Below are 18,854 nucleotides of genomic sequence, written 5' to 3' on the forward strand. Positions count from 1 at the left end.
CATAAGGCGGGCGAATCCGCTTGACCTTTGGGGCTGCACTCTGTTGAACCCACCGGGTGTGTTTCACTGCTTAAGGTGGCTGTCCCAGATGGACGATCAGAACAAGAATCTCATCCTCGCAACCGCGCTCAGCTTTGTCGTGATCCTGGTTTGGTTCGTGCTGTTTCCACCGCCCGAGCAAACCACCATTACTGATCAGGCTGAAATCAGCGCCATCGAAAGCGATGAGGTTCAGACCCCCAGCGCCTCTAGCGCGGGCACCGTAGGCGAAGCCACGGCGAGCGCAGAAGAAACGCTGCCCGGGTCCGAGGCCGCGCGGATCAAGATCGACACGCCCCGCCTTGAGGGCAGCCTGTCGTTGTCCGGTGGCCGCATCGATGAATTGTACCTGAAGGATTATAAAGTCTCGATCCAGGACGACGCACCGATTGTCGAACTGTTCTCTCCGGTCGGATCTGAATCTGCATATTATGCGCTCTACGGATGGGCGCCTGGCGCTGGTGTCACCGGCACGGACGTACCCGGGCCGAACACGGTCTGGATCGTCGAAAATGGTGAAACACTTGGGGTGAACGCTCCAGTTACGTTGAAGTGGGAGAATGGCAATGGCCTGACCTTCCGCCGTACCATCTCGGTAGACGAGAACTATATGTTCGAAGTCACACAAGCGGTGGAAAACAACACACAAGCCGAGGTCGGCATGGCGCCATATGGCATCCTCGCCCGCCATGGCATCGGCGAAGATGGCGACCTGCCCGGACTTAAGAATTTCTTCATCCTGCATGAAGGCGTGATGGTCATGGCCGACGGTGTTCTGGATGAAATCGACTACGGCGATGTGCGCGACTTTGACATTGATCCGAACGAACGGGCGCAAGCCGAGGTCTTTCAGGTCAAAGACGGTGGCTGGGTCGGCTTTACTGATCACTATTGGATGACCACCCTGATCCCGGCTGAGGGCACGACCTTCAAGGCAGCAGCCAAATACGATGCCCGTCGCAAAATCTATCAGACGGAAACTGTACTGCCGACATTGCTTATCGCACCTGGGGCTACTGAAGAGGTCACAACCCAGCTGTTTGCCGGTGCCAAGGAATGGGAAACCATTCGTGAATATCAGGCCGAAGGCGTTCAAAAGTTCATCGACAGCATCGACTGGGGCTGGTTCTATTTCCTGACCAAGCCGATCTTCTGGCTGCTGCACAACATTAACGCCCAGATCGGCAACATGGGCTGGTCGATCATCGGCCTGACCCTGATCATCAAGGCGATCTTGTTCCCGCTGGCGTTCAAGTCCTATGTCTCGATGGCGAAGATGAAAGAACTGCAGCCGCAGATGGAGGCCCTGAAAGAGGCCGCTGGTGACGATCGTCAGAAAATGCAGCAAGGTATGATGGAACTGTACAAGAAGGAAAAGGTTAACCCCGCCGCGGGCTGTTTGCCGATCCTGATGCAGATCCCGATCTTCTTCTCACTGTATAAGGTGATCTTCGTCACCATCGAACTGCGTCAAGCACCGTGGTTTGGCCCGTTTCAGGATCTCAGCGCACCGGATCCAACGTCAATCATGAACTTCTTCGGCTGGCTGCCTTGGGCCGGACCGCAACCTGACACCCTTATGGCGCTGATCTTCATCGGCATCCTGCCACTGTTGCTGGGGATTTCGATGTGGCTGCAGCAAAAGCTGAACCCGGCACCAACAGACGCGACACAGGCAATGATCTTTGCCTGGATGCCTTGGGTTTTCATGTTCATGCTGGGCAGTTTTGCCAGCGGCCTGGTGGTCTACTGGATCGCGAACAACACGATCACCTTCACTCAGCAATATCTGATCATGCGCAGCCAGGGTTATAAACCGGATGTATTTGGCAACATCAAATCCGGCTTCAAGCGCGCCACTAAGACGGATGAGAAATGACGGCTGAAGTCACCCATATTTGGCGGCATCCTATGAAAAGCCATGGCCGCGAAGCCGTGCAGACCGTGACAGTGACCCCCGGGCAGACCATGCCCGGGGATCGCGTTTGGGCGGTTGCGCACGAAGCGTCCAAGGCGGATGGCACGAAATGGGTGCCCTGCGTCAATTTCAGTCGCGGATCAAAAGCCCCAGACCTGATGGCCATTTCCGCCAAGCTGGACGGGGATATGCTGACCCTGACCCATCCCAATCGCCCCGATCTAACTTTTGACCCAGATCGGGAACAGGACGTGTTTCTGGATTGGGTGCGCCCGCTGATGCCCGCGGACAGGGCGGCATCTGCCCGGATCGTTCGGATACCAGGGCGTGGGATGACAGACAGCGATTTCCCGTCAATCAGCCTGTGCAACATGGCCTCTCACCGGGCGGTTGAACAAAAACTGGGGCAAGACCTGTCAATCAAACGCTGGCGCGGTAACATCTGGTTCGATGGCCTGCCCCTATGGGAAGAATTCGACTGGCTCGACCGCGAGTTGCAAATCGGTGAGGCCGTGTTCCGCGTCCGCGAGCGGATTGTGCGCTGTTTGGCGACCACTGCGAACCCGGATACCGGCGACCGCGATGCCGACACTTTGGGCGCGCTGAACAGCTGGGGCCATCAGGATTTCGGCATCTATACCGAAGTGGTTCGCGGCGGGGTAATCTCGGTCGGTGACAAGGTGATACCGTTATGAGCACCCTACCCTTCCCTCTGGCCCAAGATCCCGATGAATTCTCGTTGGAGCGCGGGCGCAAGCTGTTTGCTGGCCCGTCCGAGTTTGTCAAAGGTGTCGTCGCCATGAGTGGGCTGCCCGACCCTGACCGCCTTGAGGTCTGCTTTGCGGGCCGCTCCAATGTTGGCAAGTCCAGTTTGATCAATGCGCTGACCGGAACCAAGGGGCTGGCGCGTGCATCGAACACGCCGGGCCGCACGCAGGAAATCAACTTTTTCACTCAGGGCCCAGAGCTTTATCTGGTCGACCTTCCCGGCTATGGCTATGCCAATGCGCCGGTTAAGGTAGTGGAAAAGTGGCAGCGGTTGCTGAAACAATATCTCAGTGGCCGACAGACCCTGCGCCGGGCCTTTGTCCTGGTTGACGCGCGCCATGGGGTAAAGCCTGTTGATGCCGAGATCATGAAGCTGCTGGACACCAGTGCCGTAACCTTTCAATGCGTGCTGACCAAGGCAGACAAGGTCAAGGCCAATGAACGCGAAAAGGTTCTGAACCAGGTCCGCTCGGCCCTGTCAAAACACCCCGCCGCTTTCCCCGAAATCGTGCTGACGTCGTCCGAAAAAGGGGATGGTATCCCAACGTTGCGCTCGATCATCACGCATCTGGAATAGCTTGGCCCTTGGCAGCACCTTTCAAAGGCCCTAACACGGTGGGCCAGAGGGACCTTTAGCCATGAAGACAAGAGATATGAACCGGGATTGGATCGCCACCGCCGCCACATTGAACAGCGCACTGCCCTATCTGCAGCGCTATGACGGGGCCATTGTCGTCATCAAGCTGGGCGGACACGCCATGGGCAGCGATGAAGCGATGGAGAGCTTTGCCCGTGACGTGGTTCTGATGCGCCAGGTGGGCATCAACCCGGTTGTAGTACATGGCGGCGGTCCCATGATCAACGCGATGCTGGACAAGCTCGATATCCAATCCGATTTCGTGAACGGTAAGCGTGTGACGGACAAGGCAACTGTCGAAGTGGTCGAGATGGTGCTCTCGGGCCTCGTGAACAAACGCATTGTTCAGGCCATCAACGGACAGGGAGGGACTGCGGTTGGCCTGTCGGGCAAGGACGCCAACCTGATGATCTGTGATCAAACCGATGCCTCGCTGGGGTTTGTTGGCTCTCCTTCCGAGATGAAACCCGAAATCCTGCACGATCTGTTTACGCATGACGTGATCCCGGTAATTGCGCCTCTGGGCGCCGGGCGCGAGGGTGAGACGTTCAACGTCAACGGTGACACCGCCGCCGGTGCCATCGCCTCGGCCTTGAAGGCAGACCGTCTGCTGTTGCTGACCGACGTATCAGGCGTCAAGAACGCTGCCGGAGAGGTCGTGACCGAGCTAAAAGCCGGTCAGATCCGCGAGATGACCCTGGACGGGACCATCGCAGGCGGAATGATCCCCAAGACCGAAACCGCGCTGGACGCACTACATAGTGGGGTGCGGGCCGTAGTCATTCTGGATGGGCGCGCACCCAATGCGGTGCTACTGGAACTGTTCACCGAACACGGAGCTGGGTCGCTGATCCGACCCGATTGATCGACTGCGACGGAGGTGACATGACAGTTCAAACCGCACCTTCCCCGAACATTTATCAACGTGTCGACAGCGCGGCTGCTGAGGTTGGGCTTATCGTGATGGGTGCGTTACATCCTGGGCGCGCTAATGCCAAGCAATTGGACAGCGGCACCCTGATCCTGCTAGGTGCAGGGCCCACGTTCTGGCCTGTTTTGAAATCAGCCCCTGAATGGCAAGGTCCCGACCCTGTTGACCGGTGGTCGTACCGCGTCGTCAATCAGATGGCGCAGGATTTGGGGGGTCAAGCCTATTTCCCATTCGGTGGCCCACCCTATGTGCCGTTTATCGACTGGGCGCTGAAATCGGGGCGTACATTCAGCAGCCCGGTTGGCGCCTTGGTGCATGACACGGTCGGTATGATGATCTCGTATCGCGGCGCGCTGCATTTTGATCAGGAATTCGAGATTCCCGGTGCCCATAATTCATCGCCCTGTGTTACATGCGATGCCCCTTGCGCTCAGACCTGCCCAGTCGGGGCCCTGAACACCCACAGCTTCTATGACGTTGAGGCCTGCCACGGGCATCTGAACACAGAGCAGGGCCAAACCTGCATGACCGGTGGCTGCCTTGCGCGCCTGGCCTGCCCTCTCAGCCCCGGGGCCAGGCGGGACCCAGAACAGTCCGCCCACCACATGAGGTCTTTTCACCCGTCATGACTCGCACTCTGATCCTGACCCGCCATGCCAAATCCAGTTGGGATGAGCCGACGCTCAGCGATCATGATCGGCCACTGAACAAACGTGGACGCTGCTCGGCACCTGCTGTGTCCGGCTGGCTACTCAGGAATGGCTGGCTACCGAATGAGGTGCTCAGCTCTACCGCCCTCAGAACCCGCGAGACGTGGGATCGAATGGGGCTGCAGGCCGATCTGATCCAGTTCGAACGCTCGCTGTATCTGGCCGGTCCCGATCTCATGATGCGGGCCCTGTCGCAGGCTTCTGGCCAAACCGTGCTGATGCTGGGCCACAACCCCGGGATCGCTGAATTCGCCAGACAGCTTGTGCGGCAGGCGCCAGATCACGGCCGTTTCGATGACTACCCGACCTGCGCAACAACAGTCATACAGTTCGAGATCAACTCCTGGGCCGCGCTTCGGTGGCACAGTGGGGATGTCTTGGGGTTCGTCATTCCACGCGAGTTGCCGGAGTAAAAAAGGCGGGGCAAAAACCCCGCCTTTCATGGTTCTTCCGATCGGGATCAGTGACCCAAAATCTGGCTCAGGAACAGCTTGGTCCGCTCGCTTTGTGGGTTGTTGAAGAACTCTTCTGGTTCGTTCTGTTCCACAATCTGACCGGCATCCATAAAGATCACGCGGTTGGCGACCTGACGGGCAAAACCCATCTCGTGGGTCACACAAAGCATGGTCATGCCTTCTTCGGCCAGCTCGATCATAGTGTCGAGCACCTCTTTGATCATCTCAGGGTCCAGCGCCGATGTAGGTTCATCGAACAACATGATCCGCGGCATCATGCAGAGCGAACGGGCAATCGCCACACGCTGCTGCTGACCACCCGAAAGCTGACCAGGATACTTGTCGGCCTGTTCTGGGATTTTCACCTTCTCTAGGAAGTGCATCGCACGCTCTTCAGCCTCTTTCCTGGGCGTCTTGCGCACCCAGATCGGGGCCAGCGTACAGTTTTCCAGAATGGTCAGATGCGGGAAGAGGTTGAAGTGCTGGAACACCATCCCGACCTCGGACCGGATCTTGTCGATGTTTTTCAGGTCATTCGACAGTTCCGTCCCATCCACCATGATCGTGCCTTGCTGGTGTTCCTCCAGCGCGTTCAGACAGCGGATCAGGGTGGACTTACCCGACCCTGACGGCCCCGCGATAACAATCCTCTCGCCCTGATTGACGGTCAAATTGATGTCGCGCAGCACATGGAAAGACCCATACCACTTGTTCATGTTGTTGATTTCGATGGCGACCTCGTCGCTCACCTGCATCTTGGATCGGTCGATTTCGCGGTCTATTGCAAGTTCAGACATGTGTTGAACTCCTTAACGATGGCCAGTCTGAAGCTTGCGCTCCAGATACATGGAATAACGGGACATGGAGAAGCAGACGACGAAGAACAGCGCGCCGATAAAAGCGAACAGTTCCCAGTAGATGCCGTTCCAAGCGGTATCAGCGCGGATCGCGTTGGCAAGGCCAAGCACGTCGAACAGTCCGATGATCGACACCAGAACCGTATCCTTGAAGATCCCGATGAATGTGCTCACGATGCCCGGAATTGAGATTTTCAGGGCTTGCGGCATGATGATCAAACGCTGTGCCTGCCAGTAGTTCAGGCCCAAACTGTCGGCGCCCTCGTACTGACCGCGTGGCAATGCAGCCAGGCCACCCCGGATCACTTCGGCCATATAGGCGGCTGAGAACAGGGTCATCATGATCATCACCCGCAGGATGATGTCAAAATTGGTGCCTGGTGGCAGGAACAGGTTCAACAGCAGCGAGGCCACGAACAGTAGCGTGATCAGCGGTACGCCGCGAATGAACTCGATAAAGCCCACACACATGTATTTGACGATAAGAAGGTCCGACTGACGGCCCAGCGCCAACACGATACCAATCGGCAGCGAGACACCGATGGCCACAACACCCAGCAGGATCGCCAGCATGAAACCACCGAACTGACGACTTTGCACGGCTTCGATACCGATCGGCAGGATCGAATCCATGGCACCAACGAAGTAGCTCGATAGAAACAGCCACCAGATCAATGCAGCCACTGCACCACCGATCATCCCGAGCAATTCGCTTTGTTGCTTGCTGACGACGGTGTAGACGGCCCAGCCGGCAACAAATCCAAGTGCCGCCGACAATGGCCCCCAGATGGTACCACCCCACATCAACCAAGGCATCAGGAAGGGGTAGATCGCGCTAAAGATCAGCAACTTGCTCGGAACACGGTCCGAATACAGCACTGGTGCCAGCGCAACCAGCAACAGAACAAGCGCCAGAATCGGCCGCCAGTACAGATGGCTCGGGTAGAATCCGAACAACAGCTGCAGCCAGCGATCATTGATGACAGCCCAGCAAGCATGACCATGGGTGTCTCCCCAGGTTGCCATCATGATCTCACGGCACTCAGTCAGTGAATTGGCATTCCAGACGGATTGGAACGTCCATGGCAGAACGCCCGACAACACATAGTAGATCGCATAGAGCGAAACCAAAGTCAGGATCGAATTGAACCAACCAGAAAACAGATTGTGCTTAACCCAACCTACTATTCCCACTTCGGACGCTGGTGGCGCTTTCTCCGGCAACATTTCCGCGCGGACAAATGAAACATCACTCATATTACCGCTCCACCAATTTGACACTATTGTTGTACCAGTTCATCACTGCCGAGATGCTCAGCGAGATGCACAGATAGACCAGCATCAGCAGTAGAACGCATTCCAGCTCGCGGCCGGTTTGGTTCATGGTGATGCCACCCAGGGTACCTGTGATATCCATATATCCCACCGCAATCGCCAGAGACGAGTTCTTGGTCAGGTTCAGGTAGTTCGAGATCATTGGCGGGATGATCACGCGCAACGCTTGCGGCAGGATCACCAGACGCATAATCCGGCTCGGGCGTATACCCAGCGCGGCGGCGGCCTCGGTCTGCCCCTTGGAAATGGCGAGAATTCCGGCCCGCACGATCTCAGCGATGAAAGCTGCAGTGTAAAGGGACAGGGCCAACCACAATGCGATAAGCGAGTTCCGCAAATGGGTGCCGCCTTTGAAGTTGAACCCTTTCAGTTCCGGGTATCCCAAATGGAATCCCAACGCAGTCAGCAGGATCAACATCGGCACAAACAGTATACCCAACTGAATATGCCAGATGGTTGGGCGATCACCAGTTGCTTCCTGTTTTGCAGCGGCATTAGCGGATACTTTGCGCATCACAAAAATGCTGCCCGCCAAAACGACCAGAAAGGCGACCAGATCCAATGAAATGTCGAAGCGTAAGCTGGACGCACCAAACAAGTGGATATCGCCAAGACTGCGTGAAAACAGGAGCTCTGGGATATAGACACCGCGATTGGTGACGGCGACAGAGTTGAAAAAATCCATCGTGGCCGTCGGGGTTTCGCCTCGGAATGCATTGGGTGCCGGTAAACCTTCGATCAGAATGGCCATAGCCAGAACGATCCAAAGCAGCACAGGCACGTTACGGAACATCTCGACATAAACAGTCATGATCCGCGCGATCAACCAGTTGTTGGAAAGTCGTAATACACCAACGAAAACACCGATAATTGTCGCCGTGATACAGCCGAGAACTGCAACAACAAGTGTGTTAAGCAATCCGATAAACCCAGCACGCAAGTGGCTGTCTCGAGAATCGTATTCCAGCAGGCGTTGGTTGATATCGTAACTTGCAGGTTCGCCGAAGAACCCGAATTCTACGGGTTTACCAAGTGCTTCGAGGTTCTGAATGGTGTTGGAAATGATCCAGGCTGCCAAAAGCATGAAACCGATCATTGCAATGACCTGGATGGTCGCAGATCGGTACCGCGTATCGTAAAGGAGCATGGACAGCCGGAACTGCTCCTTTGGCGGGTCAGTGAGAGTCGACATGACCTATGTATATCCCCGTGTCATCCCGTTATTCGCAGACAGAGTTGATCTCTGTTCAATCTAACCGGGACTGTTTCTTATGGATTGAAAAAGGGCGCAGGATGAACTGCGCCCTCTTCAATGGATATTAGCGGAACGGCGGCGAGTACAGCAGGCCGCCATCGGTCCACTGACCGTTCAGGCCGCGTGCCAGACCGATTGGCGTTTCTTCACCGATGTTCTTGGCAAAGACCTCACCATAGTTACCACCCGCCTTGATAGCGCGCATTGCCCACTGTGCGTCCAGACCCAGCATCTCACCCAGAGTGCCTTCGCTGCCCAGCAGACGGTTCACTTCGGGGTTGTCGGTGCCAGCAGACATCTCGTCGATGTTCGCCGAGGTCACACCCAGCTCTTCAGCCGAAACCAGTGCGTTCAGTGTCCAGCGAACAACGTCGCCCCACTCGTGGTCGCCATGACGGACCAGCGGGCCCAGCGGCTCTTTCGAGATGATTTCGGGCAGCAGGATGTGATCACCGGGGTTTTCGAACGTGGCGCGAGTTGCGGCCAGGCCCGATGCGTCGGTGGTGTAGACGTCACATGCGCCAGCCAGATACTGCTGCTGCGCTTCTGCGTTGGTTTCGATCGGAACCGGCTCGTAGCTGATGTTGTTCGAGCGGAAGAAATCCGCCAGGTTCAGCTCGGTGGTGGTGCCGGTCTGGATGCAGACAGTCGCGCCGTCCAGTTCCTTGGCCGAGCTTACGCCCAGCGCTTTGGGAACCATAAAGCCCTGACCGTCGTAATAGTTTACACCGACGAATTCGAACTTCAGGTCTACGTCGCGGCTGAAGGTCCAGGTGGTGTTCCGGGCCAGCATGTCGATTTCGCCCGAAGCCAGCGCGGTAAAGCGTGTCTTACCTGTGGTCGGAACGAATTCAACGGCGCTTGCGTCACCCAGAACCGCAGCGGCAACGGCGCGGCACAACGAAACGTCAAAGCCCTGCCATTCACCATTTGCGTCGGGCGCGGCAAAGCCGACCAGACCGGTGGTCACACCGCAGTTCAGCTTACCGCGCGCCTTGACGTCGTCCACGGTTCCCGCCATGGCTGCGCCTGCGGCCAGACCGGCAACTGTGGCCGCGCCCAAGATTACGGATTTTTTCATTTTTACCTCTTCCTGATTGTCCATCCCGTTCAGGGACGGTTCTATCCGGCACCTCAGGTACCAGAAAGGTTTCCCCAAAGGTGTTTCCCCTTTAGTGCGCACGAGTTTGGTCGCATTCATAAACAAACGTCAAGGGTCGGATCAGGGAAAACGATGGATCAACTCACAGATGTCCATCAGAGCGGTAAAAATTCAGAAATCTAAGATCAATCAGAGACGTCGTAGAAGCGTTTAGCGTGTAAAAAGGCAGAACGTTTGACTTCGGCTGCTTCATGCGCCTCGTCGTCATGGCCCCATTGTTCGATTTGCCACAGCTCGTCCAACCGCGAAATCCGCCAGATCTCTTGCGCATCACACCAATCGGAAGTGGCCGCAAACCCAAGGATCAACGAGCCCGAAAGGCTGACCAGGTCGTGGAAGGCAGCCAGTTGGAAGTTGTTGAAATCATGCACTCGCCGGCGCAACTGATCCAGCGCCGCCACGTCTTGCGGCTGATGCAGGATACCTGTGACGGGCTGCAGGCGAACCGACATGGCTTCCGCGGCCCAGTCCAACACCGGGTCCCACTGCTCAGCTTGCCGCTGCTGCAACTCTTGCGGGTGAGCGGCGCGATAGCACAGCAAATCCGAATCGCCATAATCGGCCAGCATGTCTGCAACTTCGGCGTGCTGAATCAGTACCTTGTCGATGGCTGCATTGGCCGAACGCGTGTAGGGCATCGTCCCTGGGTCAACCTGTTCTTCCTGCGCGTCCCATTCGGCCGCAACGGCCTGAGCCATCGGCAAGGTCGGCAGGATCAGTCCGGCCCGCGCAGGTGTTTTGACCCGACGACCGTCCAGTTCGACCGTAAATCCGCCATCGGCCTCGACCACCTGACATGCAGTCCAAAATCGTTTCGGTTTCCAGTCACTCATGTCTTCAGGTCCAGATATCGTCCAGTGCGCCCGGCAACTGGTCAAACGTTTCGATAATACGAGAGGCAGCGGCCAGGGCAGGCCGTTCGTGATACCCCCAGGTGACGCCAATTCCCGTGACACCGGCGGCGGCGGCCATATCCATGTCGAATCGGGTATCCCCGATCATGACAGTATCAACCGCATCGACGCAGGTTTCGGCCCTAGCCGTGTCGATCATCGAAGGATGCGGTTTTGACGGGTGGTGATCTGCGACCTGCCGGGTCACGAAATAGCCTTGCAGACCGTGACCTTCGATCAAAGCATCCAGACCACGTTGCGATTTGCCTGTCGCCACGCCCAGCAACATCTCGGGGATTGCATGCAGTGCCTCGATAACCTCACGGGCTCCGGGGTAGAGCGGCGAACTGGCCATTCCCTGTTCCAGCCGATGTGCGTGATAGGCCTGTTTATAGCCCTCTACCAACCGCGCCTGATCCACAGCAGAACACTCGGGCACCAACTGTGCCATGGCTTGTGGTAGAGATAATCCGACTATGGACAAGATCCCCGCCCTATCCGGTACCGGAAGAGACAAGGCATCAAAGCTGGCGGTCATGGCCGCAACAATGCTGCCCTGGCTATCGACCAGGGTACCGTCCACATCAAATAGTACCAGACGCAAGGGTCTGCTCATTGCAGAGACTCGAACGGATCATCCGCAGCCAGGTCTTCGGCCCATCCGAATGTGTCCCAGCTGTGTTTCATATGATCGGGCAAGGGTGCGGTGACCGTGATCTTCTTACGCGTCACCGGGTGCTGAAACGAAGCCTGCCGCGCATGCAGGTGCAGCTTTTTGCTGATCACACCGCCCAACTGCGCACCCCAGCCATCGCCAAGGTTCTCTTGACCCGAACCGCCGTATTTTCCATCCCCGATGATTGGATGCCCAATCGCTGCCATATGCGCACGCAACTGATGAGTGCGGCCGGTGATCGGCTCCATCGCGACCCAGGCGGCGCGTCCGGCCACGCGGTATAGCGTAGCGTAAAGTGTATGGGCCCGCTTCGCGCCTGGCGTATCGTTGATTTCGTTAAGATGAACGGGGATCATCTTTTCGCCCTCGCCCTGGCTGCCATGGCCCGGGGCCTTGACCAAACCGGTCTTGATCTCGCCCAGATAAGGGGTCGGCACCCCAGCGACCAGGGCCCAATATATCTTGCGCGTGTCCCGGTGGCGGAAAGCGGCGGTCAGTGCTTTGGCGGCCTCGCGTGTGCGGGCCAGCAACAGCACGCCCGAGGTATCCTTGTCCAGACGGTGCACCAGTCGCGGGTTTTCGTCATATCCAAAGCGCAGCGCCTCGGACAGGCCGTCCACATGCCGGGTCTGGCCGCTGCCGCCTTGCACCGGCAAGCCTTGCGGTTTGTTCAGCGCGATCACGTGATCATCGCGATAAATCACGCAAGCCTGCATCATCTCGGCATCCGCATCTGTGATCCGCGGTTTCACCTCGACCGGTTTGTGGTCCGCATCCGGCAGAGGTGGCACGCGTACAACCTGGCCGACCTCAAGCCGGGTCGAGGCCTTGGCCCGTCCGCCATCCACACGCAGTTCGCCCTTGCGGCACATTTTCTCGATGCGCCCCTGGCTGACATGCGGAAACAGACGCCGCAGCCAGCGGTCCACCCGCTGATCGCCATCCCCATCCGCAACCGTAATCATCTGCACGCCACTCATGCCATTGCCCCTTGCACCGCGCGGCAGACCCGCCCGGACCACGCTGTAAACATTGTCCCAGAAAACATGCGCGTCTGTCGCGCGCATCGGCCAAAGAGTCAAGCCGGTGCTAGTCTGGTTTCCGTTGCGAACGCAGCTTGGCAAAGTAGTCCAACCGTTTCTTCAGCTCACGTTCAAACCCACGCTCGACAGGTTGATAGAGAACAGGGCGCGATATGGACTCGGGAAAGTAGTTCTGCCCAGAAAACCCATCCTCGGCATCGTGATCATAAGCATAGCCCGCACCATAACCCTGATCTTTCATCAAAGAGGTTGGTGCATTCAGAATATGTTTGGGCGGCGGCTCACTTCCTGATTGCTTGGCCAGGCGCATCGCTGCCTTGTAGCCCACATAGGCCCCGTTCGATTTCGGAGCCAGAGCCAGATAGACCAGCGCCTGCGCCAAAGCCAACTCGCCTTCGGGACTGCCCAGCCGCTCATAGGTTTCCCAGGACTGCATACAGATCGCCTGAGCCTGCGGATCAGCCAGACCAATGTCCTCGACCGCCATTCGCGTGATCCGGCGCGCCAAATACCTTGGGTCCTCGCCTCCTGTCAGCATTCGCGCGAACCAGTACAGGGCGGCATCGGGGTCGGATCCTCGCACCGATTTGTGCAGGGCCGAGATCAGGTTGTAATGCTCATCTCCAGATTTGTCGTATTTCGCGGCACGGCGCATGAGCCGGGTCGACAGGGCTTCAAGGTCCAGCGGGCCCTCAACTTTCCACGCGGCAACCTGCTCGATCAGGTTCAACAGCGCGCGCCCGTCACCATCTGCCATTTCCTGCAGCGCATCACGGGCCGCAGGGTCCAACGGCAACCCGCGGTCCAATTCCTGTTCAGCGCGCTGCGTCAGACGCTCAAGATCAGCCAGGCTGAGCCGTTCCAGCACCAGCACTTGTGCCCGACTGAGCACAGCGGCGTTCAACTCGAACGATGGATTTTCCGTGGTCGCCCCGACCAGGAGGATCGTACCATCCTCCATATGCGGCAGAAACCCGTCCTGCTGCGCCTTGTTGAAGCGATGGATTTCGTCAACAAACAGCAACGTCCCCTGCCCGTTCTGACGCCGGATCTTCGCAGCTTCGAACACTTTCTTCAGGTCGGGAACACCAGTAAAGATGGCACTGATCTGCACAAAATGCAGGTCCGTCTCTTGCGCTAGAAGCCGCGCGATCGTGGTCTTGCCGACGCCGGGCGGCCCCCAGAATATCAGGCTCGACAGACTGCCCGAGGCCAGCATCACGCCCAAAGGCGCATCCGGGCCCAACACCTGTTCCTGCCCGATCACCTCGGCCAGCGTTTGCGGGCGCAATCTGTCGGCCAGCGGGCGATGTACAGGCGGCGCAGGGTCAGATGACCCGGTATCGAAAAGGTCACTCATCCGGTCACAGCCTGAACCGCAGGGAAACCGGCCGCCCGCCCCTGAGGATATCCAGATTGATCCGACGCCCCGGATCGGTCAGCGCCTTCACGACATCAGCAGGTCGCTCGACCCGCGCGCCGTTTATCCCATCGACCACATCGCCCGGACGCAGCCCGGACCGACCGCCATAGCGGCCCGCGTCGACCACAACCACCCCCGTCTGCGACAGCAAAAGCCCCAGCCGCGCGATAACAGCAGGGTTGATCCGCGACACGGTCAGGCCTGGCATCACGGTTTCATCGTTCAGCGTCGTCACTTCCGCTGCCGGAACCTCGGGCGCTTTGACCAAAGCGACCTCAAGTTCAGCTCGGTCCTCGCCGCGCAGTCGCGTCACCACCGACGTGCCGCCCACACCGGCCACTGACATGCGGAATTTCATCTCTGCCGGCGAGTTCACCTCATCCCCGTCGACATGGGTCACGACGTCCCCAACCTGCAACCCTGCCTCGGCCAACGGGCTGAGCGCATGGAGATCCGAAATCACCACACCCTGCGGGATGACCAAGCCCAGAGACTCAGCGATATCCGCACTCATGTGCTGCCCGGCCATTCCGGCCCAGGGGCTGACAAAACTGTCATTGCCGGCCTGCGCTTGTCGCAGGAATTCGGCAACCAGATTGGCAGGGATGGCAAAACCGATCCCGTTCGATCCGCCAGAACGTGTCAGGATCGAGGTGTTGATGCCAATCAGATCACCGTTCACATCGATCAGCGCCCCGCCCGAATTGCCGGGATTGATCGCCGCATCCGTCTGAATGAAATAGCCCCGCGCATTGCCCGTGGCCGTACCGGTCCGCGCCAACCCCGAGATAATGCCCGATGATACCGTCTGCCCGACGCCGAACGGGTTGCCGATGGCCAGAGCCAGTTCACCCACCTCAACCAAATCGGAATCCCGCATGTCGATCGAAGGCAACGCCTCGGCATCTTTCAGACGTAGAATGGCGATGTCGCTTTCCTGATCGCCCAGAACCACCTCAGCCGAAAACTCGCGCCGGTCCGTCGTGACGACCCGTATTTCGGTCGCCGAACCCACGACATGGTAGTTTGAGACCACATAACCGTCATCCGTCAGGATCACACCCGACCCCAGCGAATTCTGAACGCGCGGTCGCGGTTCGCCAAAGCCGCCGCCAAAGAAATCCTGAAAGAACGGGTCAGAGAACAGTGAATTCGAGCGCCCTTCGCGCACGATCTTGGCGTAGATATTCACCACAGCCGGCGCGGCCTGTTTCACCACCGGCGCAAACCCTAAGCTGATTTCGGCCTGAGAACGTGGCACCCTGGTTTCCGCCGCGGCAGAGGCAGACAAAAGCGATAAAGCGAAGGCCGTGGCGCGAAGCATCATAGTTCCTGAAAATTTTTGGACTGTTTTGGATATGCGGCGCGATGTCTGGGTTTGCAAGCGCGGTATTGGAGTTTCTGCCAGACTTCAGCCATCACCACCCTGACGAGGTAAAGCCAGTCCAGCCACATTTGACATGTCCGACCGCCTGACTACGACGTTCATAGTCAGACGGATAGGTATTAGTTGAGCTGTCTCGGTTTCAAGCGAACCGATCTGTATGCCAAAACGACAAGCGTAAGTATGGCCCCCTGCCCTACGAGTACTGCGGGCCAGATCAGGGGAAACTGCGCGTCTGCGTACTTTTGCGGTCCGAAGGAAACCGAAGCAAGAAGTGCCGCTAAAAGTGTCAGGCATATGCCGGCCTTTGTTTCCGTGGCGCCAAGGAGGATCGCAGCGCAGGCTGCGCTGAGTGCGGCCCCAATAAAAGGCGCGATCCCAAACAGTGGTGTAACTGTGGGCGGATGTGGCGGTACTCCGGCATAGAGAGCACTCAGCATAACGATCTGCAAAACGATAAGTGTCAACAAAGCAGCATTGGCCGCCCGATCTTTCTCATAAATCAAATTCGCCTCCTTTTTCCGTAACAAAGTGTACGGTTGCGTTAAGCCGTAACCCAATGTACGGCTTAGTGTCAACACCATTCAGGAGGCCAGATTGAAAGATCACCTACGCACTGCCCGGCAGGAACAGATCGAAACAGCGGCTTATGAACTGCTCGCAGAAAAAGGTTTCGCGGGAACTTCGATGCTGAGCATCGCCAAACGTGCCCGCTGCTCAAACGAAACGCTCTACAACTGGTATGGCGATAAGCTTGGCTTGTTCCGCACCATGGTGTCACGAAACGCTGCGGAAGCAAAAACGTTGCTTGAAAACGCGCTTGCACAGCGTGAAGCCTCGATCGAAACACTCGACGCCTTTGGGCCGGTATTGCTGGATATCATATTGGGCGAGAAGGCAGTTTCTCTGAATCGCGCGGCCGCAGCTGACGCAACCGGCCAACTAGGTAAAGCCTTGTCAGAGGCGGGTCGGGAAACGATTTCCCCTCTCCTGGCACAGCTGTTTGAAGCTGCCAGAACCAATGGAGAGCTAATCAGCAGCGACGATATTTCGGACGTGGTTGATTTGTATTTGGGATTGTTGATTGGTGATCTTCAGATCCAGCGCGCGATCGGGCGCACAGAAAAGCCCGATCCGGGAACATTGGCAAGGCGCGCCGAAGCAGCAACCAGACATTTGCAAACGCTTCTCGGGCCCTGACTAAAGCTGACACATACCAAGAGCAGAGCGGACTTGCGACTGGCTCCATAAGAAAAACCCCCGCGTCCGAGACACGGGGGTTTTCACATGAAAGCCAGGCTTTCTTATTCTTCGTCTGCGGCCTCTTCGGCGGCGGTACGCGCTTTGTCTGCAGCGCCTTTGGCGTCCAGATCGCGGTCAACGAATTCGATTATCGCCATCGGGGCCATGTCGCCATAGCGGAAGCCTGCTTTCAGGATCCGGACATAACCGCCCTGACGCTCGGCGTAACGGGGGCCCAGGATTTCAAACAGCTTTGCGACGTCTTTGTCTTCTTTCAGCTGCGATGCGGCCTGACGACGGGCGTGCAGGTCGCCGCGCTTGCCCAGAGTGATCAGTTTTTCAACGATCGGGCGCAGTTCTTTTGCCTTGGGCAGAGTTGTTTTGATCTGCTCATGTTCGATGAGCGAGCCAGCCATGTTCGCAAACAGAGCCTTGCGGTGCTCATGAGTACGGTTCAGGCGGCGGTAACCACGTGCGTGACGCATTTTCTAGTTCCTTCTTTAGCGTTTTGCTTTGTCTGGCCGGCGATGCGTGTCACCGACTCTCCTTGGGGCAAGATCGCCCTTGATTCCCCGGCAGCCCGGGCATTGGGGAAGACGCGCTTAAAACGCGTCTTCGAATTTCTTCGCCAGATCTTCGATGTTGTCGGGCGGCCAATCCTCGACATCCATGCCAAGGTGCAGACCCATGCCGGACAGCACTTCTTTGATCTCGTTCAGCGACTTGCGGCCAAAGTTCGGGGTGCGCAGCATCTCGGCTTCGGTCTTCTGGATCAGGTCGCCAATGTAGACGATGTTGTCGTTCTTCAGACAGTTTGCCGAACGGACCGACAGTTCCAACTCATCTACTTTCTTCAGCAGCAGCGGGTTGAACTCCAGACCATCATCCTCGTCCTGACGACCAGCCGCTTCCGGCTCATCGAAGTTGACGAAGATCGACAGCTGATCCTGCAGGATGCGCGCAGCGTAGGCCAACGCGTCCTCGGGGGTGATCGAACCGTCAGTCTCAATCTTCAGGGTCAGCTTGTCATAGTCCAGAACCTGACCTTCACGCGTCGGCTGAACATCATAGGCGACCTTTTTAACCGGCGAATAGATCGCGTCGATCGGGATCAGGCCGATAGGTGCATCTTCTGGCTTGTTCTTTTCAGCCGAGACATAGCCCTTACCGGTGTTGACGGTCAGTTCCATGAACAGGTCGGCACCATCATCCAGGTGACAGATGACGTGATCGCGGTTCAGAACCTCGATGCCAGCGCTTTCGCTGATGTCCCCTGCGGTGACGATTGCCGGACCTTTTGCATTAATCGACAGACGCTTGGGGCCTTCGACCTCCATGCGCAGAGCGACCTGCTTGAGGTTCAGGATGATGTCGGTGACGTCTTCACGCACGCCTGCAACCGAACTGAATTCGTGCAGGACGTTGTCGATCTGAACGCTGGTGATGGCCGCACCTTGCAGCGAGCTCATCAGAACGCGGCGCAGAGCGTTGCCCAGAGTCAGACCAAAGCCACGCTCCAGCGGTTCTGCAACCAGCGTTGCCTGGCGCGCAGGGTCGTTGCCCGGCTTGCTTTCCAGCTGGGTTGGCTTGATCAATTCTGCCCAATTCTTGTGGATCATGTAATCCCTCCATTCCTGTCCGCGCCCCATGACCAACAAGGTGCAGACGCCCGAGGTTCAAAATGACGTGCTGGGGCCGTGCGAAAATGCGGGCCCCAGCTCAATTCTAATTCGCTTAGACGCGGCGGCGTTTCGGCGGGCGACAGCCATTGTGAGCGATCGGCGTCACGTCGCGGATCGACGTGATGTTGAAGCCCACTGCAGCCAGTGCGCGCAGAGCCGATTCACGACCCGAACCGGGGCCCTGAACTTCGACTTCCAGCGTCTTGACGCCGTGATCCTGCGCCTTTTTACCTGCGTCTTCCGCAGCCATCTGAGCAGCATACGGTGTAGATTTACGCGACCCTTTGAACCCCATGGTCCCGGCCGACGACCATGCAATGGCGTTGCCTTGCACGTCCGAGATCAGGATCTTGGTATTGTTGAAGGTCGAATTCACATGGGCCACGCCCGATGCGATATTCTTGCGCTCTTTTTTCTTGGTACGAGTCTTTTCGCGTGCCATCG

At 57.6% G+C, this 18,854-nt stretch carries 19 protein-coding genes; 7 read left to right on the forward strand and 12 right to left on the reverse strand.

The window, feature by feature from the left end:
* Positions 1–88 precede the first annotated feature (88 nt).
* The 6 genes from yidC (at position 89) to AC2FGB_RS11155 (ending at position 5,416) form a co-directional block, all read left to right on the forward strand.
* Positions 89–1,918 (forward strand): membrane protein insertase YidC, encoded by a 1,830-nt coding sequence (gene yidC / locus AC2FGB_RS11130; RefSeq protein ID WP_496690412.1) that lies wholly within the window; start codon positions 89–91, stop codon positions 1,916–1,918.
* On the forward strand, positions 1,915–2,652 hold the full coding sequence (locus AC2FGB_RS11135; protein WP_496690413.1) for an MOSC domain-containing protein: 738 nt from the start codon (positions 1,915–1,917) through the stop codon (positions 2,650–2,652). The genes yidC and AC2FGB_RS11135 overlap by 4 nt, the downstream gene beginning before the upstream one ends.
* A complete protein-coding gene (yihA, locus tag AC2FGB_RS11140; RefSeq protein WP_142639735.1) occupies positions 2,649–3,302 on the forward strand; it encodes a ribosome biogenesis GTP-binding protein YihA/YsxC in 654 nt (217 codons plus the stop codon). The genes AC2FGB_RS11135 and yihA overlap by 4 nt, the downstream gene beginning before the upstream one ends.
* A 61-nt stretch (positions 3,303–3,363) precedes the next feature.
* Positions 3,364–4,227 carry an acetylglutamate kinase gene (gene argB, locus AC2FGB_RS11145; protein WP_142639737.1) on the forward strand — a complete coding sequence of 288 codons (864 nt, stop codon included), beginning with the start codon at positions 3,364–3,366 and terminating at the stop codon, positions 4,225–4,227.
* 20 nt (positions 4,228–4,247) lie between these two features.
* Positions 4,248–4,922, forward strand: a complete 675-nt coding sequence (locus tag AC2FGB_RS11150; protein ID WP_496690414.1) for a ferredoxin — start codon at positions 4,248–4,250, stop codon at positions 4,920–4,922.
* Positions 4,919–5,416: a SixA phosphatase family protein gene (locus AC2FGB_RS11155; protein ID WP_271951999.1), complete on the forward strand. Its 498-nt coding sequence runs from the start codon at positions 4,919–4,921 to the stop codon at positions 5,414–5,416. Before AC2FGB_RS11150 ends, AC2FGB_RS11155 begins: the two co-directional genes overlap by 4 nt.
* A gap of 47 nt (positions 5,417–5,463) precedes the next feature.
* Here the strand turns inward: AC2FGB_RS11155 and AC2FGB_RS11160 are convergent, their stop codons facing one another.
* The 9 genes from AC2FGB_RS11160 to AC2FGB_RS11200 all read right to left on the reverse strand — a co-directional run bounded on the left by AC2FGB_RS11160 (position 5,464) and on the right by AC2FGB_RS11200 (position 15,426).
* Positions 5,464–6,255, reverse strand: coding sequence for an amino acid ABC transporter ATP-binding protein (locus tag AC2FGB_RS11160; protein ID WP_142639743.1), 792 nt, complete (start codon positions 6,253–6,255; stop codon positions 5,464–5,466).
* Between the two features lie 12 nt (positions 6,256–6,267).
* Positions 6,268–7,572, reverse strand: a complete 1,305-nt coding sequence (locus AC2FGB_RS11165) for an amino acid ABC transporter permease (RefSeq protein WP_142639745.1) — start codon at positions 7,570–7,572, stop codon at positions 6,268–6,270.
* A gap of 1 nt (position 7,573) precedes the next feature.
* Positions 7,574–8,842: an amino acid ABC transporter permease gene (locus AC2FGB_RS11170; RefSeq protein ID WP_142639747.1), complete on the reverse strand. Its 1,269-nt coding sequence runs from the start codon at positions 8,840–8,842 to the stop codon at positions 7,574–7,576.
* Positions 8,843–8,969: 127 nt separating this feature from the next.
* Complete coding sequence (locus tag AC2FGB_RS11175; RefSeq protein ID WP_142639749.1) at positions 8,970–9,986, reverse strand: amino acid ABC transporter substrate-binding protein; 1,017 nt, start codon at positions 9,984–9,986, stop codon at positions 8,970–8,972.
* 206 nt (positions 9,987–10,192) lie between these two features.
* A complete protein-coding gene (locus tag AC2FGB_RS11180; RefSeq protein ID WP_496679002.1) occupies positions 10,193–10,900 on the reverse strand; it encodes an ATP12 family chaperone protein in 708 nt (235 codons plus the stop codon).
* 4 nt (positions 10,901–10,904) lie between these two features.
* Positions 10,905–11,576, reverse strand: coding sequence for an HAD-IA family hydrolase (locus AC2FGB_RS11185; RefSeq protein ID WP_496694394.1), 672 nt, complete (start codon positions 11,574–11,576; stop codon positions 10,905–10,907).
* Entirely contained in the window at positions 11,573–12,616 is a 1,044-nt protein-coding gene (locus tag AC2FGB_RS11190) for an RluA family pseudouridine synthase (RefSeq protein WP_281973760.1), read from the reverse strand. The genes AC2FGB_RS11185 and AC2FGB_RS11190 overlap by 4 nt, the downstream gene beginning before the upstream one ends.
* A 109-nt stretch (positions 12,617–12,725) precedes the next feature.
* Positions 12,726–14,039 (reverse strand): replication-associated recombination protein A, encoded by a 1,314-nt coding sequence (locus AC2FGB_RS11195; RefSeq protein ID WP_496694393.1) that lies wholly within the window; start codon positions 14,037–14,039, stop codon positions 12,726–12,728.
* Positions 14,040–14,043: 4 nt separating this feature from the next.
* Entirely contained in the window at positions 14,044–15,426 is a 1,383-nt protein-coding gene (locus AC2FGB_RS11200) for a trypsin-like peptidase domain-containing protein (RefSeq protein WP_281973751.1), read from the reverse strand.
* Positions 15,427–16,083: 657 nt separating this feature from the next.
* On the opposite strand from AC2FGB_RS11200, the gene AC2FGB_RS11205 reads away from it, so the two are divergent.
* Entirely contained in the window at positions 16,084–16,686 is a 603-nt protein-coding gene (locus AC2FGB_RS11205; protein WP_496694392.1) for a TetR/AcrR family transcriptional regulator, read from the forward strand.
* Positions 16,687–16,790: 104 nt separating this feature from the next.
* On the opposite strand, the gene rplQ is transcribed toward AC2FGB_RS11205, so the two are convergent.
* From rplQ to rpsK, 3 genes are all read right to left on the reverse strand, one after another.
* Positions 16,791–17,213: a 50S ribosomal protein L17 gene (rplQ, locus tag AC2FGB_RS11210; RefSeq protein ID WP_142639761.1), complete on the reverse strand. Its 423-nt coding sequence runs from the start codon at positions 17,211–17,213 to the stop codon at positions 16,791–16,793.
* Positions 17,214–17,330: 117 nt separating this feature from the next.
* A complete protein-coding gene (locus AC2FGB_RS11215; RefSeq protein WP_281995981.1) occupies positions 17,331–18,347 on the reverse strand; it encodes a DNA-directed RNA polymerase subunit alpha in 1,017 nt (338 codons plus the stop codon).
* 115 nt (positions 18,348–18,462) lie between these two features.
* Positions 18,463–18,852: a 30S ribosomal protein S11 gene (gene rpsK / locus AC2FGB_RS11220; RefSeq protein WP_037311698.1), complete on the reverse strand. Its 390-nt coding sequence runs from the start codon at positions 18,850–18,852 to the stop codon at positions 18,463–18,465.
* Between the last annotated feature and the right edge of the window lie 2 nt (positions 18,853–18,854).

Source organism: Ruegeria sp. CDSC021 (genome assembly GCF_059610845.1).

What these genes read in the sequence shown, in the direction of transcription:
- AC2FGB_RS11160 (WP_142639743.1), bottom strand. Translation starts at nt 6,255, where the DNA reads ATGTCTGAACTTGCAATAGACCGCGAAATCGACCGATCCAAGATGCAG.
- AC2FGB_RS11135 (WP_496690413.1), top strand. Translation starts at nt 1,915, where the DNA reads ATGACGGCTGAAGTCACCCATATTTGGCGGCATCCTATGAAAAGCCAT.
- yidC (WP_496690412.1), top strand. Translation starts at nt 89, where the DNA reads ATGGACGATCAGAACAAGAATCTCATCCTCGCAACCGCGCTCAGCTTT.
- yihA (WP_142639735.1), top strand. Translation starts at nt 2,649, where the DNA reads ATGAGCACCCTACCCTTCCCTCTGGCCCAAGATCCCGATGAATTCTCG.
- AC2FGB_RS11155 (WP_271951999.1), top strand. Translation starts at nt 4,919, where the DNA reads ATGACTCGCACTCTGATCCTGACCCGCCATGCCAAATCCAGTTGGGAT.
- AC2FGB_RS11200 (WP_281973751.1), bottom strand. Translation starts at nt 15,426, where the DNA reads ATGCTTCGCGCCACGGCCTTCGCTTTATCGCTTTTGTCTGCCTCTGCC.
- argB (WP_142639737.1), top strand. Translation starts at nt 3,364, where the DNA reads ATGAAGACAAGAGATATGAACCGGGATTGGATCGCCACCGCCGCCACA.
- AC2FGB_RS11175 (WP_142639749.1), bottom strand. Translation starts at nt 9,986, where the DNA reads ATGAAAAAATCCGTAATCTTGGGCGCGGCCACAGTTGCCGGTCTGGCC.
- AC2FGB_RS11170 (WP_142639747.1), bottom strand. Translation starts at nt 8,842, where the DNA reads ATGTCGACTCTCACTGACCCGCCAAAGGAGCAGTTCCGGCTGTCCATG.
- AC2FGB_RS11150 (WP_496690414.1), top strand. Translation starts at nt 4,248, where the DNA reads ATGACAGTTCAAACCGCACCTTCCCCGAACATTTATCAACGTGTCGAC.
- AC2FGB_RS11185 (WP_496694394.1), bottom strand. Translation starts at nt 11,576, where the DNA reads ATGAGCAGACCCTTGCGTCTGGTACTATTTGATGTGGACGGTACCCTG.
- rplQ (WP_142639761.1), bottom strand. Translation starts at nt 17,213, where the DNA reads ATGCGTCACGCACGTGGTTACCGCCGCCTGAACCGTACTCATGAGCAC.
- rpsK (WP_037311698.1), bottom strand. Translation starts at nt 18,852, where the DNA reads ATGGCACGCGAAAAGACTCGTACCAAGAAAAAAGAGCGCAAGAATATC.
- AC2FGB_RS11195 (WP_496694393.1), bottom strand. Translation starts at nt 14,039, where the DNA reads ATGAGTGACCTTTTCGATACCGGGTCATCTGACCCTGCGCCGCCTGTA.
- AC2FGB_RS11165 (WP_142639745.1), bottom strand. Translation starts at nt 7,572, where the DNA reads ATGAGTGATGTTTCATTTGTCCGCGCGGAAATGTTGCCGGAGAAAGCG.
- AC2FGB_RS11180 (WP_496679002.1), bottom strand. Translation starts at nt 10,900, where the DNA reads ATGAGTGACTGGAAACCGAAACGATTTTGGACTGCATGTCAGGTGGTC.
- AC2FGB_RS11190 (WP_281973760.1), bottom strand. Translation starts at nt 12,616, where the DNA reads ATGAGTGGCGTGCAGATGATTACGGTTGCGGATGGGGATGGCGATCAG.
- AC2FGB_RS11215 (WP_281995981.1), bottom strand. Translation starts at nt 18,347, where the DNA reads ATGATCCACAAGAATTGGGCAGAATTGATCAAGCCAACCCAGCTGGAA.